This window comes from Mycobacterium conspicuum, from assembly GCF_010730195.1.
GTDB lineage: Bacteria > Actinomycetota > Actinomycetes > Mycobacteriales > Mycobacteriaceae > Mycobacterium > Mycobacterium conspicuum.
Genome location: NZ_AP022613.1, coordinates 1,008,197 through 1,023,589 on the forward strand (window position 1 = coordinate 1,008,197; position 15,393 = coordinate 1,023,589).

Annotated in this window: 13 protein-coding genes; 7 read left to right on the forward strand and 6 right to left on the reverse strand. The window is 71.3% G+C overall.

Translation table 11 applies throughout. The features are described from left to right. Positions 1–12 precede the first annotated feature (12 nt). Together G6N66_RS04825 and G6N66_RS29960 are read right to left on the reverse strand one after the other, a co-directional pair. Positions 13–1,542, reverse strand: a complete 1,530-nt coding sequence (locus G6N66_RS04825) for a DEAD/DEAH box helicase (protein WP_085231400.1) — start codon at positions 1,540–1,542, stop codon at positions 13–15. Between the two features lie 61 nt (positions 1,543–1,603). Further along, complete coding sequence (locus tag G6N66_RS29960) at positions 1,604–1,735, reverse strand: hypothetical protein (protein ID WP_263988241.1); 132 nt, start codon at positions 1,733–1,735, stop codon at positions 1,604–1,606. A gap of 61 nt (positions 1,736–1,796) precedes the next feature. Between G6N66_RS29960 and G6N66_RS04830 the strand changes: the two genes are divergently transcribed. Further along, the gene (locus tag G6N66_RS04830; protein ID WP_085231399.1) at positions 1,797–2,501 is read left to right on the forward strand and encodes a ferritin-like fold-containing protein; all 705 of its coding nucleotides are present in this window, start codon (positions 1,797–1,799) and stop codon (positions 2,499–2,501) included. 8 nt (positions 2,502–2,509) lie between these two features. Here the strand turns inward: G6N66_RS04830 and G6N66_RS04835 are convergent, their stop codons facing one another. Next, positions 2,510–3,211: an MmpS family transport accessory protein gene (locus G6N66_RS04835; RefSeq protein ID WP_169721507.1), complete on the reverse strand. Its 702-nt coding sequence runs from the start codon at positions 3,209–3,211 to the stop codon at positions 2,510–2,512. 242 nt (positions 3,212–3,453) lie between these two features. Here G6N66_RS04835 and G6N66_RS04840 point away from each other — a divergent pair, with 242 nt between their 5' ends. After that, the gene (locus G6N66_RS04840) at positions 3,454–3,729 is read left to right on the forward strand and encodes a DUF3107 domain-containing protein (protein WP_085231397.1); all 276 of its coding nucleotides are present in this window, start codon (positions 3,454–3,456) and stop codon (positions 3,727–3,729) included. On the opposite strand, the gene G6N66_RS04845 is transcribed toward G6N66_RS04840, so the two are convergent. After that, entirely contained in the window at positions 3,716–4,402 is a 687-nt protein-coding gene (locus tag G6N66_RS04845) for a TetR/AcrR family transcriptional regulator (RefSeq protein WP_085231396.1), read from the reverse strand. The two genes, G6N66_RS04840 and G6N66_RS04845, sit on opposite strands and share 14 nt — an antisense overlap. A 191-nt stretch (positions 4,403–4,593) precedes the next feature. Here G6N66_RS04845 and G6N66_RS04850 point away from each other — a divergent pair, with 191 nt between their 5' ends. From G6N66_RS04850 to G6N66_RS04860, 3 genes are all read left to right on the forward strand, one after another. Continuing rightward, positions 4,594–5,625 (forward strand): DUF3152 domain-containing protein, encoded by a 1,032-nt coding sequence (locus G6N66_RS04850; RefSeq protein WP_085231395.1) that lies wholly within the window; start codon positions 4,594–4,596, stop codon positions 5,623–5,625. Between the two features lie 13 nt (positions 5,626–5,638). Further along, positions 5,639–6,838 carry an adenylyltransferase/sulfurtransferase MoeZ gene (gene moeZ, locus G6N66_RS04855; RefSeq protein WP_232079207.1) on the forward strand — a complete coding sequence of 400 codons (1,200 nt, stop codon included), beginning with the start codon at positions 5,639–5,641 and terminating at the stop codon, positions 6,836–6,838. Positions 6,839–6,931: 93 nt separating this feature from the next. Next, positions 6,932–7,786 carry a TIGR02569 family protein gene (locus tag G6N66_RS04860; protein WP_085231393.1) on the forward strand — a complete coding sequence of 285 codons (855 nt, stop codon included), beginning with the start codon at positions 6,932–6,934 and terminating at the stop codon, positions 7,784–7,786. Here G6N66_RS04860 and G6N66_RS04865 read toward each other — a convergent pair. Both G6N66_RS04865 and G6N66_RS04870 read right to left on the reverse strand, forming a co-directional pair. Continuing rightward, positions 7,783–8,091, reverse strand: a complete 309-nt coding sequence (locus tag G6N66_RS04865; protein WP_085231392.1) for an MGMT family protein — start codon at positions 8,089–8,091, stop codon at positions 7,783–7,785. The genes G6N66_RS04860 and G6N66_RS04865 overlap by 4 nt on opposite strands. 2 nt (positions 8,092–8,093) lie before the next feature. Further along, positions 8,094–8,879 carry an alpha/beta fold hydrolase gene (locus tag G6N66_RS04870; RefSeq protein WP_085231391.1) on the reverse strand — a complete coding sequence of 262 codons (786 nt, stop codon included), beginning with the start codon at positions 8,877–8,879 and terminating at the stop codon, positions 8,094–8,096. A gap of 56 nt (positions 8,880–8,935) precedes the next feature. Between G6N66_RS04870 and G6N66_RS04875 the strand changes: the two genes are divergently transcribed. Together G6N66_RS04875 and G6N66_RS04880 are read left to right on the forward strand one after the other, a co-directional pair. Then, entirely contained in the window at positions 8,936–12,088 is a 3,153-nt protein-coding gene (locus tag G6N66_RS04875; protein WP_163645779.1) for an ATP-dependent helicase, read from the forward strand. Further along, positions 12,085–15,384: an ATP-dependent helicase gene (locus G6N66_RS04880; protein ID WP_179968252.1), complete on the forward strand. Its 3,300-nt coding sequence runs from the start codon at positions 12,085–12,087 to the stop codon at positions 15,382–15,384. The genes G6N66_RS04875 and G6N66_RS04880 overlap by 4 nt, the downstream gene beginning before the upstream one ends. The last annotated feature ends 9 nt before the right edge of the window (positions 15,385–15,393 follow it).

Sequence of the window (15,393 nt, forward strand, 5' to 3'; positions counted from 1 at the left end):
GGCGGCGTGCGCTCAGTTGGCGGACGTGGTGGCGTTCGCCGGCTTGCGGCGGCGACGGCGCCGCCGCGCGTTGCCCGTGGAGGCGGCGGGGGATTCGGCGGGCGTCGCTTCGGCAGCGACGTTCTCGCCGGCGGGGGGCGCGGGGTGCCCGGTGACGGGTTGGCCGCCGCGGGTGCGCCGCCGGGTGGTGGTGCGCTGCCGCGGTTTCTTCTCCGGGGCGTGGCCGTCTCGGCCGTCGCGCTCGGTGCTGCGCCGCTTCACCGGGGACTTGCGGGCCGAACCGACGGTGCCCTTGGCTTCGGTCGGGATGCCCAGCTCGGTGTACAGGTGCGGGGAGTTCGAGTAGGTCTCGGCGGGCTCCGGCGTGTCCAGGCCCAGCGCCTTATCGATCATCGCCCAGCGGGGCAGCTCGTCCCAGTCGACCAGGGTGACCGCAATGCCGGTCTTGCCGGCGCGACCGGTACGGCCGATGCGGTGCACGTAGGCCTGTTCGTCCTCGGGGATCTGGTAGTTGATGACGTGGGTGATGTCGTCGATGTCGATGCCACGGGCCGCGACGTCGGTGGCCACCAGCACGTCGACGTCACCGTTGCGGAATCCCTTGAGCGCCTTCTCCCGGGCGATCTGCCCGAGATCGCCGTGCACGGCGCCGACCTTGAAGCCGCGCTCGGCCAGTTCGTCGGCGACCTTTTGCGCGGTGCGCTTGGTGCGGGTGAAGATCATCGTCGCGCCCCGGCCGTCGGCCTGCAGGATCCGGCTGACCATTTCCACCTTGTCCAGCGCGTGGGCGCGGTAGACGAACTGCTCGGTGGTGTCGTGCGTGGCCGCCGAATGCGGCGCCTCGGCGCGGATGTGCGTGGGCTGGACCATGAACGTGCGGGCCAACGTGATGATGGGATCCGGCATGGTCGCCGAGAACAGCATCGATTGCCGGTCGGCGGGGATCTGCCGCAGGATGCGCTCGATGTCGGGCAAAAAGCCCAGGTCGAGCATCTCGTCGGCCTCGTCGAGCACCAGCACCGAAAGCCCGCCCAGCTGCAGGTGGCCCTGCTGGCACAGGTCGAGCAGCCGGCCCGGGGTGCCCACGACGACGTCGGCGCCGTTCTGCAGCGCCTCGATCTGCGGCTCGTAGGCGCGTCCGCCGTAGATGGAGACCACCGCAAGCTTGCGGCCGCCCTCGGCGGTCAGGTATTTGGCCGCGGCGGCCAGGTCCTCGGTGACCTGCAGGCACAGCTCGCGGGTGGGCACCACCACCAGGGCCCGCGGCGCGCCGCTCAGCGGCCTGGTCGCGGTGCCGGCCGTAATCCGTTGCAGGAGAGGAACTCCGAACGCGAAGGTCTTGCCCATGCCGGTGCGGGCCTGGCCGATGACGTCGTCGCCGGCCAGCGCCAGCGGCAGCGTGAGTTCCTGGATGGCAAAGGGCTTTTCGATGCCCTTCTCGGCCAGTGCGCGGACGATGCCGTCGTGCACTCCGAGGTTGGCAAAGGTCAGTTGAGGGGTCAGTTGAGGGGTCAGTTCAGTTGTGCTGGTGGGTGAAGTCATACGTGAGTAGGAAGCCTTTCGGTGACCGTGTCGGTTTTCTGTCGTGTTTCTCTGTCGCGGTTCACGCGCGCACGAGTTCCGACTCCAACAGGTCGCCCAACAGGTCGTCGAGGCGCTGGCCTCCGGTGGGCCAGCCGTGCACGCACATTTCGCCGGTAGCGGCGGCATGAATACAGCCACTACCTACACACATGATAACTAATGCTCACCTGCGGCCCCCGGTGTCCTGCGTATCTGCCGACTAGAGTGTTGCCATGCCCTCGTCCTCGTCCGCGGACCAGGTGGCCGATTCCGCCGATTCGCTGAAGCCACGCCTGCCCGCGGATCATCCGGCCGTCAACGAGCTGTACGCGTTGCTGGCCTACGCCGAGATCGCCGCGTTCTACCGGCTGACCGACGAGGCGAGAATGGCCCCCAACCTGCGCGGACGCATCTCCATGGCCAGCATTGCGGCCGCCGAGATGGGGCACTACGAGCTGTTGCGCGACGCGCTGGAAGCGCGCGGCGTCGACGTGGTTGCCGCGATGGCCCCGTACGTGTCGCCGCTGGAGAACTATCACCGGCTGACGACGCCGAGCACCTGGCTGGAAGCCCTGGTCAAGACGTATGTCGCCGACGCGTTGGCGTCCGAGCTGTACCTCGAGATCGCCGGCGGGCTGCCCGACGAGTGCGTCGAGGTGATCAGCGCGGCGCTGTCGGAGACCGGGCACTCGCAGTTCGTCGTCGCCGAGGTGCGCAGCGCGGTGACCGCCAGCAGCAGACAGCGCAGCCGGCTGGCCCTGTGGGCGCGCCGGCTGTTCGGCGAGACGATCACGCAGGCCCAGTATTTGCTGGCCGACCACGATGAGCTGGTCGAGCTGGTGGTATCGGGCCCCGACGGCCTGAGCAACGTCGCGGCGTTTTTCGACCGGTTGCAGCACAAGCACGATCAGCGGATGAACGAACTCGGCCTGAGCTGAGGCGCGGGCTACTTGGTGCAGGTCGCGATCATCGAGTTGTTGGTCGACACCACGACCGGTTGCCCGGCGGCGTCGACGATCGAGCAATTGAGCCGGCTGTAGATGCTGGTGGCGATCACCGACTGGGTCTGAACGCCGGGGTTCAGGACGACCACCTTGGACCACGGCAGGGCCACGTTGAGCTCGGTCTGCGGGAAGCCCTGCGCATCGGTGTAGACGATGTTCACCATGTCCAGCAGTTGCTTGGTCCCGTTGACGCTGTAGAGGACGGCACGCGGACTCAGCACGGCCTGCGGTGGCGCGGCCTGCGGCGGGAGCGCCGGGCGCGGCGCCGCGGTCGGGGTCCGGGTCGGAGCGGCGCTGGGCACTGGGGTCAGGGTGGTGACGGTCTCGGGCGGCAGCGCGGGTGTGGTCGGGGCCGCGACGCGCGGGGCCGACGGCTTCGCCGAGGGGGTGCTCATTGCCGTCTTGGGTGTCGGGGTCGGCGCCCCGATGGTGGCCTTGGTGGTCGCCGTGTCGCCGCTGTTGAGGATGACCGCGGTGGCGATGGCGCAGGTCGCCACCACCGCGCCGGCGATCGCCACCACGGGGCGCCAGCGGCGGTCGGTTGCCCAGCCCAGATCGTCGTAGCCGTCCTCGTCGGAGAGGTAGTCGGCTCCGCCTGTGTCGTAAATCTCGTCATCGGGGTAGTCCGGGTAGTCGTAGACCACCCGGCTGCCGCCCGCGAGATCGTCCAGTGTGTGTCTGATGGCGCCAACGGTACTGATGTGATTATCGAGGTTCGGCCGGCGTGCGGCACGTTGGCCGAGCTGGGAGCGAATCGTTATCTCCCGGATAGGTCCGCGTCGAGCGGGTCAGCGCAGTCCACTAGCCTGCTGCTAACAGGCCAGGGACTGCAGTGCCAGTCTCAGGCCGGTATCAAGCCAGCTGAAGCCAACCGGAAGGGGTCACCGTGGAGGTAAAGATCGGAATCACGGACAGTCCACGCGAGCTGGTCTTTTCCAGTTCCCAGACCCCCGACGAGGTCGAAGAGGCCGTCGACGCCGCGGTGCGGGCGGGCTCGGGTTTGCTGGGCCTGACCGACGAGCGGGGCCGTCGCTTCCTGATTCACGCCGCCAAGATCGCCTACATCGAGATCGGGGCCGCCGACGCGCGCCGCGTCGGGTTCGGCATCGGGGGCGAGTCCAAGGTCGGCCGCCACGCCGGAAAGGCCGCTACGAGCGGGTAAGCGGCACGTGTGACAGCCCACCCCAGGCGAACTGCACGGTGCCCGCGACCGCGTCCGCCTTGGAAATCGGGCGGTCGGCGTCCAGCCAGTACCGGGCCGAGTCGACGCTCATGGACACCAGGCTGACCGCGATCATCCGGGCGCGGTGCGGTTCCAGCCCGGAGTCGGCGGCGATCAGCGCGAACACCGCATCGACGCACGATTCGGTGGCCACCTTCACCTGCGCGGCGACCTCGGGTTCGCTGACGTAGTCGTTCTGGAAGATCAGCCGGTAGCCCTGGCTGTCGTGCTCGATGAAGTCGAAGAACGCCTGGACCGCCGCATACAACCGTTGCCGGTTGTCGGTGGTGGTGCTCAACGCCTGCTGCACGCCCGACACCAGGTTGTCCACGTGCCGGCTCAGCACCGCCAGATACAGTTCGAGTTTGCTCGAAAAGTGTTGGTACAGAACGGGTTTGCTGACTCCCGCGCGGTCGGCGATCTCGTCCATCCCGGCCGCGTGGTAGCCGTGGTCGACGAAGACGTCGCTGGCGACGATGAGCAGCTGGCCGCGGCGCTCGTCTCGGGGCAGCCGGTTGCCGCGCCGATTCGAGGCGCTGGGGCGATCCGAGCCCTCACCGCGGTCGGCCGATGGGTCGGCCCGACGTTCGGTTGCCCTGGTGAGATCGCTCATCAAGTCCTCGTCTGATCTGTCCGCAATGACGGCCGGTGTGCCGCCCGTGCGGCTCGCCGGAAAGACATTACTACCCACTACCTCCACAGGACCTGCAACGGCGTCGTCGATGCTGGCTGAACCGGGAGTCCGGCGGTGTCGCCGGGCGCGCCAGGAGTCCCACCGGCTGCCGGCTGTGCAATCCTGGAAAAGTGACTTCCCCGCGGCCTGTGCGCAGCACCGGTCGAGTTCCGGTGCTACACGACGAGTGGCGGGAGCCGCTGCGGGCTCAGCGCGACCCTCTCGCCGAGAGCGCGGGACGCGCCCGCGCCGACCGTGAGCGGCGCCACTGGCGTAAACAGACGTGGCTGGGCCGGTTCGTGTCCACGTACGGCTGGCGGGCGTATGCGCTGCCGGTCCTGGCGACGCTCACCGTGGTGGTGATGTACCAGACGGTGACCGGGACCAGCACGGTCAAGCCGGCCGCGAGTGAGGCGATCCAAGGCCCGCCGGCCATCGGGGTGGTGGGCACGTCGATCCTGGACGCACCACCGCGCGGGCTCGCCGCCTTCGACGACAACCTGCCGGCCGGGACGCTGCCGGCGGGCGGCCCCTTCACCGAGGCCGGCACCAAGACCTGGCGCGTCGTTCCGGGCACCACGCCACAGGTCGGTCAGGGCACCGCCAAGGTGTTCAAGTACACCGTCGAGATCGAAAACGGTCTGGATCCCACGATGTTCGGCGGCGACGACGCGTTCGCCCAGATGGTGGACCAGACGCTGGCCAACCCGAAAGGCTGGACCCACAACCCGCAGTTCGCCTTCGTCCGCCTCGACGGAACTGGCCCGGCCAAGCCCGACTTCCGGATTTCGCTGGTGTCGCCGGTGACGGTGCGCGAGGGATGCGGCTACGAATTCCGCCTCGAGACGTCCTGCTACAACCCGGTGTACGGGCCGGACCGGCAAGCCCGGGTCTTCATCAACGAGGCGCGCTGGGTGCGTGGCGCGGTCCCGTTCGAGGGCGACATCGGGTCCTACCGCCAGTACGTGATCAACCACGAGGTCGGCCACGCGATCGGCTATGTGCGCCACGAGCCGTGCGACAAGCAGGGCGGCCTGGCCCCGGTCATGATGCAGCAGACCTTCTCGACGTCCGATGACGACGGTGCCAAGTTCGACCCCGAATTTGTCAAGCCGGACGGCAAGACCTGCCGGTTCAATCCCTGGCCGTACCCGATCGCCTAGCGGTGTTGGTGCCTTGACCTCGCTACCGCCCCTCGTCGAGCCCGCAGCCGAGCTGAGCCGCGACGAGGTGGCGCGCTACAGCCGCCACCTCATCATTCCCGGCCTCGGTGTGGACGGGCAGAAGCGGCTCAAAAACGCGCGCGTGCTGGTGATCGGGGCGGGCGGACTCGGCGCGCCGACGCTGCTCTACCTGGCCGCGGCCGGCGTCGGCACGATCGGCATCATCGATTTCGACGTCGTCGACGAGTCGAACCTGCAGCGTCAGATCATCCACCGCGTGGCCGACGTCGGGCGGCCCAAGGTGCAGTCGGCGCGCGAGTCGATGCTGGCGATCAACCCGCTGGTCGACGTGCGGGTGCATGAGTGCCGGCTGGATGCGGGCAATGCCGTCGACCTGTTCAGCCAATACGACCTGATCATCGACGGCGCCGACAACTTTGCCACCCGCTACCTGGTCAACGACGCCGCGGTGCTGGCCGGCAGGCCGTACGTGTGGGGGTCGATCTACCGCTTCGAGGGCCAGGCGTCCGTGTTCTGGGAGGACGCGCCGTCCGACGAGGCCGGCAACGAGCGGGGCCTGAACTACCGCGACCTGTACCCCGAACCGCCGCCGCCCGGCCTGGTGCCGTCCTGCGCCGAAGGCGGCGTGCTGGGCATCGTCTGCGCGTCCATCGCCTCGGTGATGGGCACCGAGGCGATCAAGCTGATCACCGGGATCGGCGAATCGCTGCTGGGCCGGTTGCTGATCTATGACGCGCTGCAGATGAGCTATCGCACCATCACGATCCGCCGGGACCCGTCGGAGCAGTCCAGGCCGAAGATCACCGAACTCGTCGACTACGAGCAGTTTTTCGGGGCACCGCCGGAGGATGCCGAGGCGGCCCCGCCGGCGTCGGCGATCACCCCGCGCGAGCTGCGCGAGTTGCTGGATTCGGGCAGAAAGCTGGCCCTCATCGACGTGCGGGAGCCGGCGGAATGGGACATCGTGCACCTCGACGGCGCCCAGCTGATCCCGCAGTCGCTGATCGACTCGGGTGAGGGCCTGGCGCAGCTGCCGCACGACCGGATGGCGGTGCTGTACTGCAAGACGGGGGTGCGTTCCGCCGCGGCGCTCGCCGTGGTGCGCAAGGCGGGTTTCTCCGATGCGGTCCACCTGCAGGGCGGCATCGTGGCCTGGGCCAAACAAATGCAGCCCGACATGGTGATGTACTAACCCGGTGCTCCGAACCTGTCTCGTGGCGACCCGCCACGCCCGGCTTCGCCGCGCTCGCGATCGCCACGACCAGGCTCTATTAGTCTGGCCCATGTGACAGTGGAGCCACCGCCCGAGCATGTGCTGGCGGCGTTCGGCTTGACCGGCGTGAAACCCGTTCTTCTGGGTGTCGGCTGGGAGGGCGGCTGGCGATGCGGTGAGGTCGTGTTGTCGATCGTCGCCGACCATGCCCGGGCCGCCTGGTCGGCCCGGGTGCGCGAAACGTTGTTCGTCGACGGGGTTCGCCTGGCCCGGCCGGTCCGCTCGACGGACGGGCGCTACGTGGTTTCCGGATGGCGCGCAGACACATTCGTCGCCGGCACCCCGGAGCCCAGGCACGACGAGGTCGTCTCGGCGGCGGTGCGACTGCACGAGGCCACCGGCAAATTGGAGCGCCCCCGCTTCCTGACGCAGGGGCCCACGGCGCCCTGGGCCGACGTCGACATCTTCATCGCGGCCGACCGTGCCGCGTGGGAGGAGCGGCCGCTGGCCTCGGTGCCGCCGGGTGCGCGGACGGCGCCGCCGACCGCCGACGGCGAGCGGTCGGTCGATCTGATCAACCAGTTGGCAACGCTGCGCAAGCCAACCCGCAGCCCCAATCAACTGGTGCACGGAGACCTTTACGGCACAGTGCTTTTCGTGGGCACCGCCGCGCCGGGCATCACCGACATCACGCCCTACTGGCGGCCCGCATCCTGGGCGGCGGGTGTGGTCGTCGTCGACGCGCTGTCCTGGGGCGAGGCCGACGACGGGCTCATCGAGCGCTGGAACGCCTTGCCCGAGTGGCCACAGATGTTGTTGCGCGCGTTGATGTTCCGGCTGGCGGTGCACGCGTTGCACCCGCGGTCCACCGCCGAGGCGTTTCCGGGTCTGGCCCGCACCGCGGCCCTGGTCCGGTTGGTGCTCTAGATTCGGCGCGGGAACTCGTACCGAACCTCGGCCAGCGCGATCCGCCCGTCGGCGCTGAGAACCCCTTCGGCGCGCAGCAATTCGAGCTGCCGGGTCACCAGATGGCGCGCCGGTCGCCCGGACGCCGTGATCACCCGATGCCACGGCAGATCCGAGGAGTCGGTTCGCATGATCCAGCCGACGATGCGCGGGCTGGAAAGCCCCGCGACAGCGGCGATGTCGCCGTAGGTGGCCACCCGGCCCGGCGGAATGGCCGCGACCAGCGAGCGCACCCGTTCGACCTGCTCGTCCGTCACGGCCGCCATGGTCAGCGCCCCGGGAGATGCTCGCGGATCAGCGCGGCGACTTCGCCGGGTTTGGCGTTGGGCACCATGTGATTGCACTCGAAATCCAGCAGCCGAAAGTCGGGCCCCAATCGTTGCTGCAGCGCATCGATCAGCCGATCGGTGACGTACGGCGGCGACGTCCACTTGGCCCGCACCAGCGTCGTCGTCGTTCCCGTGGGCGGCAGCACGAAATCGCGGGCCAGCTCGCTCCAGTACGACATCATCGCCGGCATGCTGACCCGCCAGCCGTAGCGCCCGTTGGGCAGCCGCACCAGGTGCTCGCCGAGTTCGGCGTCGAGCAGCGCGGGGTCCACGTCCGACCAGGAGCCCGTCAGCTTCTCGGTGCGCGCTTCGGCCGGGTCCGTGTAGTCGGGGTGGTGGAACATCGCCTCGGCGATCTGGCTCATCCAGGCGCCATCCAGGCCGATCGCCGGGTCGAGTAGCAGCAGCGCGGCGACCTTGTCCGGGCGGGCCGCGGCCAGCGCCAACGCGATGGCACCCCCGAACGAGTGCCCGACCACCAACACCGGTGTGTCAGCCTGGTCATCGAGCAGGCGGGCGAACGCCGACACGTTGGCGTCAAGCGTCCACGGCGCCGCCCACGACGAGCTGCCGTGACCGAGCAGATCGGGTGCGGCGACGGAGATTTCGGGCAGTTCGGCGGCCAGATGTTGCCAGCGTCCCCCGTAACCGGTCAGCCCGTGGATGGCCAGCATGCGCACCGGGCCCGCGGGGCCGTAGCGGTGCACGTGAAGTTCGGCGGTCACGCGTCGATGATGCCAGGCCGGCCCGACTTGTCGGACCCCCGTGCTGTCATGCCGATATGACATTGCACTGGGGAGCCGAGGCGGGCGCCGTGCTGCACGCCGGCACCCGCGGCCGGGTGCGTGTCCTGGGCGGCCCGGGCACCGGGAAGAGCAGCCTGCTGGTCGACGCCGCGGTCAGCCGCATCGCCGGCGGTGTGGATCCGGAATCAGTTCTGCTGCTTACCGGTTCGGGCCGGCTCGGGATGCGGGCGCGCAGCATTCTGACGACGGCGCTGCTGCGTGCGCGCGCCGACGCCGCCGGCCAGGGTCCCTTGGGTGCCGCGGTGCGCGAGCCGTTGGTCCGCACCGTGCACAGCTACGCGTACGCGGTGTTGCGGCGGGCCGCCGAGCGCGCCGGTGACCCGCCGCCGCGGCTGGTCACCAGCGCCGAGCAGGACGCCATCATCCGGGAACTGCTGGCCGGCGACGTCGAAGACGGACCACGCGCGGCCACCGCCTGGCCGGAGCAGCTGCGGCCCGCCCTGAGCACCGCCGGCTTCGCCACCGAGCTGCGCAACCTGTTGGCGCGCTGCTCCGAACGCGGCGTCGACCCCGCGGCGCTGGAACGGCTGGGCCGGCGGTGCGGGCGGCCGGAGTGGACCGCCGCGGGCCAATTCGCGCGGCAATACGAGCAGGTGCTGCTGCTGCGGGCCGCGGTCGGGATGGCGGCGCCGCAGGCGACGGCGCCGGCGCTGGGCGCCTCCGAGCTGGTCGGTGCCGCGTTGGAGGCGTTCGCGGTCGATTCCGAGCTGCTGGCGGCCGAACGGGCCAGGGTCCGTGTCTTGCTGATCGACGACGCCCAGCAACTCGACCCGCAGGCCGCCGACCTGATTCGGGTGCTGGCCGCGGGCACCGAACTGACCCTCGTGGCCGGCGACCCCAACCAGGCGGTGTTCGGTTTCCGCGGCGGCGAGCCCGCCGGGCTGCTCACCGAGGACGGCCCGGCGGTCACCTTGACGGTGTCGCATCGCTGCGCGCCGGCCGTCGCGCGCGCCGTGAGCGGCGTGGCGCGCCGATTGTCCGGCGGCAGCGGCGGCAGGCACATCGACGGCACCGGCAGTGCGCAGGGGTCGGTCACCGTGCGGCTGGCGGCCTCGGCGCACGCCGAGGCCGCGATGATCGCCGACGCGTTGCGGCGCGCGCACCTGATCGACGGGGTGCCGTGGTCGCAGATGGCGGTGATCGTCCGATCGGTGGCGCGGGCCGGCTCGCGGTTGCCGCGTGCCCTGGCCGCCGCCGGGGTGCCGGTGGCCCCGCCCGCGTTCGGGGCCCCGCTGTCCGAGGAGCCCGCGGCGCGCGCGCTGCTCACGGTTCTGGCCGCGACCGCCGACGGGCTCGACGGGGCGCGGGCGCTGGAGTTGATGACCGGGCCCATCGGTCGCGTCGACCCGGTCTCGCTGCGGCAGTTGCGTCGAACGCTTCAGCGCGCCAAGGCCGTTGGCGCGCCGGCTGGTCTGGGCGACCTGTTGGTCGAGGCGCTTTCCGGCGACGCGCCACTGTCCGGCGCGCTGCGCCGGGTGCGTGCGGTGCTGGACGCGGCGGCCCGCTGTGATCGCGACGGCCAAGACCCGCGCTACACGCTGTGGGCGGCGTGGCAGCGGTCCGGCTTGCAGCGGCGCTGGCTGGCCGCCAGCGAGCGCGGCGGGCCGGGCGCCGCGCAGGCCACCAGGGACCTCGATGCGGTGACCGCGCTGTTCGACGTCACCGACCAGTACGTGTCTCGGACGCCGGGCTCGTCGTTGCGCGGGCTCGTCGAGCACGTCGCGGCGCTGCAGCTGCCCGGGGTCACCGCCGAGCCCGCCGACGGGGCGCAGCAGGTCCGGGTGCTCAGCGCGCACGCGGCGATCGGGCATGAATGGGACCTGGTGGTCATCGCCGGCCTGCAGGACGGGTTGTGGCCCAACACGATTCCGCGCGGCGGCGTGTTGGGCACCCAGCGTCTGCTCGACGTGCTCGACGGGGTCGGCGAGGACGCCTCGGTGCGGGCGCCCCTGCTGGCGGAGGAACGCCGGCTGTTGGTGGCGGCGATGGGTCGGGCCCGGCGCCGGCTGCTGGTGACTGCGGTCGACAGCGACGCCGGCGGCGCGGGTGACGAGGCCGCGCTGCCGTCGCCGTTCTGCTACGAGCTCGCCGCGTGGGACACGGGCGCGGGTGAGCCGGAGGCACTGGCGCCGATCAGCGCGCCCCGAGTGCTCTCGGCGGCGGCGCTGGTGGGCCGGTTGCGCGCCGTGGTGTGCGCGCCCGACGGCGCCCCCGACGGGGTTGACGACGCCGCCCGCGCCCGCGCGGCGACGCAGCTGGCCCGGTTGGCGCGCGCCGGCGTGCCGGGCGCCGACCCGGCCGGCTGGCACGCGCTCACCCCGGTCAGCACCGACGATTCACTGTGCGGCGCAACGGATGTCGTCACCTTGACGCCCTCGACCATGCAATCGCTGACCGACTGTCCGCTGCGCTGGCTGGCCGAACGGCACGGCGGAACCAACGCCCGTGACCTGCGCTCGGCGCTCGGCTCGGTGCTGCACGCGCTGATCGCCCAACCGGGCAAGACCGACGCGCAGCTGCTGGCCGAGCTGGAGCGGGCGTGGCAGCACCTGCCCTTCGATGCGCAATGGCATTCGGCCAACGAGCTGGCCCGCTATCGCGCCATGGTGCAGGCCTTCGTCCAGTGGCGAACCGAGAGCCGCGCCGAACTGACCGAGGTCGGTGTCGAGGTCGACGTCGACGGGGTGCTGGGGGTGCGGCGCGGGGAGGGGGGAGAGGTTCGGCTGCGCGGTCGCATCGACCGCCTGGAGCGCGACGCCGCCGGGCGACTGGTGATCGTCGACGTCAAGACCGGCAAGACACCCGCCAGCAAGGACGACACCCAACAGCACGCCCAGCTGGCGATGTACCAGCTGGCGGTGGCCGAAGGCCTGGTGCCCGGGGGTGTCGAAGGGGCCGAGCCCGGCGGTGCCCGCCTGGTCTACCCGGCCAAGACCGGTGCCTCGGGAGTCGTTGAGCGCCAACAGGATCCGTTGACACCCGCCGCGCTTGAAGAATGGCGTGATCTCATCCGGCGGGCGGCCGAGGCGACGGCGGGGCCGCGGTTCCTCGCCCGGCGCAACGACGGGTGCACGCACTGCCCGTTGCGGCCGTCGTGTCCCGCACACGCCGAAGGGACGGCCCGGTGACGCGCTACAGTCCCGCTGAATTAGCAAGCGCCCTAGGGCTTTTCCCGCCCACCGAGGAGCAGAGCGCGGTCATCGCCGCGCCCCCGGGCCCGCTGGTCGTCATCGCGGGGGCGGGCGCCGGAAAGACCGAGACCATGGCCGCGCGGGTGGTGTGGCTCGTCGCCAACGGCTACGCCGAACCGGGCCAGGTGCTGGGATTGACGTTCACCCGCAAGGCCGCGGGTCAGCTGCTGCGCCGGGTGCGGTCCCGGCTGGCGCGGCTGTCCGGCATCGGGTTGAGCACGACCGGCCCCGCCGCACCGGCCGACGCGGCCGATACCCCCCTGGTCAGCACCTATCACGCGTTCGCCGGCTCGCTGCTGCGCGACTACGGCCTGCTGCTGCCCGTCGAGCCCGACGCCCGGCTGCTCAGCGAGACCGAGTTGTGGCAGCTGGCCTTCGACGTCGTCAACGGCTACGCCGGCGAGCTGCACACCGGCAAGACACCCGCCGCGGTGACGTCGATGGTGCTGCGGCTGTGGGGTCAGCTCGCCGAGCACCTGGTGGACACCTGCCAGCTCCGTGACACCCATGTGGAGTTGGAGCGGCTGATCACCCAGCTGCCGGCCGGTCCGTATCAGCGCGAGCGCGGCCCCAGCCAATGGCTGGTGCGGTTGCTGGCGGCCCAGACCGAACGCGCCGAGCTGGTGCCGCTGCTCGACGCGCTGGCCGAGCGCATGCGCGCCGCGAAGGTGCTGGACTTCGGTGCGCAAATGGCCTGCGCCGCACGGCTTGCTGCGGAGTTCCCGCAGGTCGGCCAGGACCTGCGCGGCCGGTATCGGGTGGTGCTGCTCGACGAGTACCAGGACACCGGGCACGCCCAGCGGGTCGCGCTGTCGGCGCTGTTCGGGGGCGGCCGCGATGACGGGCTGGCGCTCACGGCCGTCGGCGACCCGATCCAGTCGATCTACGGCTGGCGCGGCGCCTCGGCGACCAACCTGCCGCGCTTCTGCACCGACTTCCCGCGCTCCGACGGCACTCCCGCGCCGGTTCTCGAGCTGCGGACCAGCTGGCGCAACCCGCCGCAGGCGCTGCACGTCGCCAACGCCGTCTCGGCCGAGGCGCGACTCCGAAATAGGGGGTCGGTGGCGGTGCAGGCGCTGCGCCCGCGCCCGGACGCCGCGCCCGGCACCGTCCGTTGCGCGTTGCTTCCCGACGTGCGCGCCGAACGCGAATGGATCGCCGACCACCTGCACGCGCGGTACCAGCGCGCGCGGGCCGAGGGCGTCAGCCCGCCGACCGCCGCGGTCCTGGTCCGCCGCAACGCCGACGCCGCACCCATCGCGGATGCCTTGCGCGCGCGGAAAATTCCCGTCGAGGTCGTCGGCCTGGCCGGCCTGCTCTCGGTGCCCGAGGTCGCCGAGCTGGTGGCCATGCTGCGGCTGGTCGCCGACCCGACGGCCGGCGCGGCCGCGATGCGGGTGCTGACCGGTCCGCGATGGCGGCTCGGGGCTCGGGACATCGCGGCGCTGTGGCGCCGCGCGGTTGCCCTCGCCGGGGGGCGGCCCGAGGCGCCCACCCCCGAGTCGATCGCCATGGCGGCCGGGCCGGACACCGACAGCGCGTGCCTGGCCGACGCGATCAGCGACCCCGGCCCGGCCGGCCCGTATTCGGCCGCGGGGTATCAGCGCATCTGCGCCCTGGCCGGCGAACTCCACGCGCTGCGCGGCCACCTCGGTCATTCCCTGCCCGATCTGGTCGCCGAGCTGCGGCGCGTGCTGGGCATCGACTGCGAAGTGCGGGCCGCGGTGGCCGCCTCGGCGGGCTGGACGGGCGCCGAGCACCTCGACGCGTTCGCCGATGTGGTCGCCGACTACGCCGAACGCGCCGGCGTCACATCGGAAGCGCCGTCGGTTGCCGGCCTGCTGAGCTACCTGGACGCGGCCGAGGCGGTGGAGAACGGTTTGGCGCCGGCCCAGTCGGCGGTCGCCAAGGACCGGGTCCAGGTCCTTACCGTGCACGCGGCGAAGGGCCTGGAGTGGCAGGTGGTGGCGGTGGCACACCTGTCCGGTGGGGTATTCCCGTCCACGGCGTCGCGCAGCAGCTGGCTCACCGACGCGGCCGAACTGCCGCCGCTGCTGCGCGGCGACCGCGCCCGCGCGGGCGCGCTCGGCATACCGGTGCTGGACACCTCCGACGTCACCAACCGAAAGCAGCTGTCGGACAAGATCTCTGCGCATCGCCGCCAGCTCGATCAGCGGCGCGTCGACGAGGAGCGCCGGCTGTTGTACGTCGGGATCACGCGCGCCGAGGACACCCTGCTGGTGTCCGGGCATCACTGGGGTTGCACCGGGATCAAGCCGCGCGGCCCGTCGGATTTCCTGTGCGAAATCAAGGACGTGATCGACCGTTCCGCCGCGGCCGGAGATCCGTGCGGCGTGGTGGAACACTGGACGCCCGCGCCCGCCGACGGTGAGCGAAATCCGCTGCGCGACAGCGCCATCGAAGCGGTGTGGCCCGCCGATCCGCTGGCGGGGCGCCGCGGCGACGTCGAACGCGGGGCGGCGCTGGTGGCCCGGGCGATGGCGGCCGACACGGACGACCCCGCCCCGTCGGGCGGCGACGTCGACGGCTGGGTCGCCGATGTGGATGCGCTGTTGGCCGAACGTGCCCGCGCCGCGCAACCGGCCATTTGCGGCGACCGGGTCGCGCTGCCCAGCCAACTGTCGGTCAGCGCGCTGGTGGACCTGGCCCGCGACCCGGCGGGCGCGGCGCAGCGGCTGATGCATCGGCTGCCGAGCCGACCCGACCCACATGCCTTGCTGGGCAACGCATTTCACTCCTGGGTTCAGCGGTTCTACGGCGCAGAGCGGCTGTTCGAGCTCGGCGACCTGCCCGGCGCGGCGGACTCCGACGTCGGCGACACCGAGGAACTGGCCGCGCTGCAGGCGGCCTTCGGTCGATCGCAGTGGGCGACCCGCACCCCCATTGCGGTGGAGGTGCCCTTCGAAATGCCCATCGCCGACACCGTGCTGCGTGGCCGCATCGACGCGGTGTTCGCCGACCCCGACGGCGGTGCCACCGTGGTGGACTGGAAGACCGGGGAGCCACCGCGTGGACCGGAAGCCCTGCGCCAGGCCGCCGTCCAACTCGCCGTGTATCGGCTGGCGTGGGCCGCGTTGTCCGGATGCCCGGTATCGTCGATCCGCGCCGCCTTCTACTACGTGCGCACCGGCGTCACCGTCGTCCCGGAGGATCTGCCCGATCCGGCCGAGCTGACCGCACTGCTCGCTGTCACCGCCGGTGGCCCCACGTAGATCGTGGTT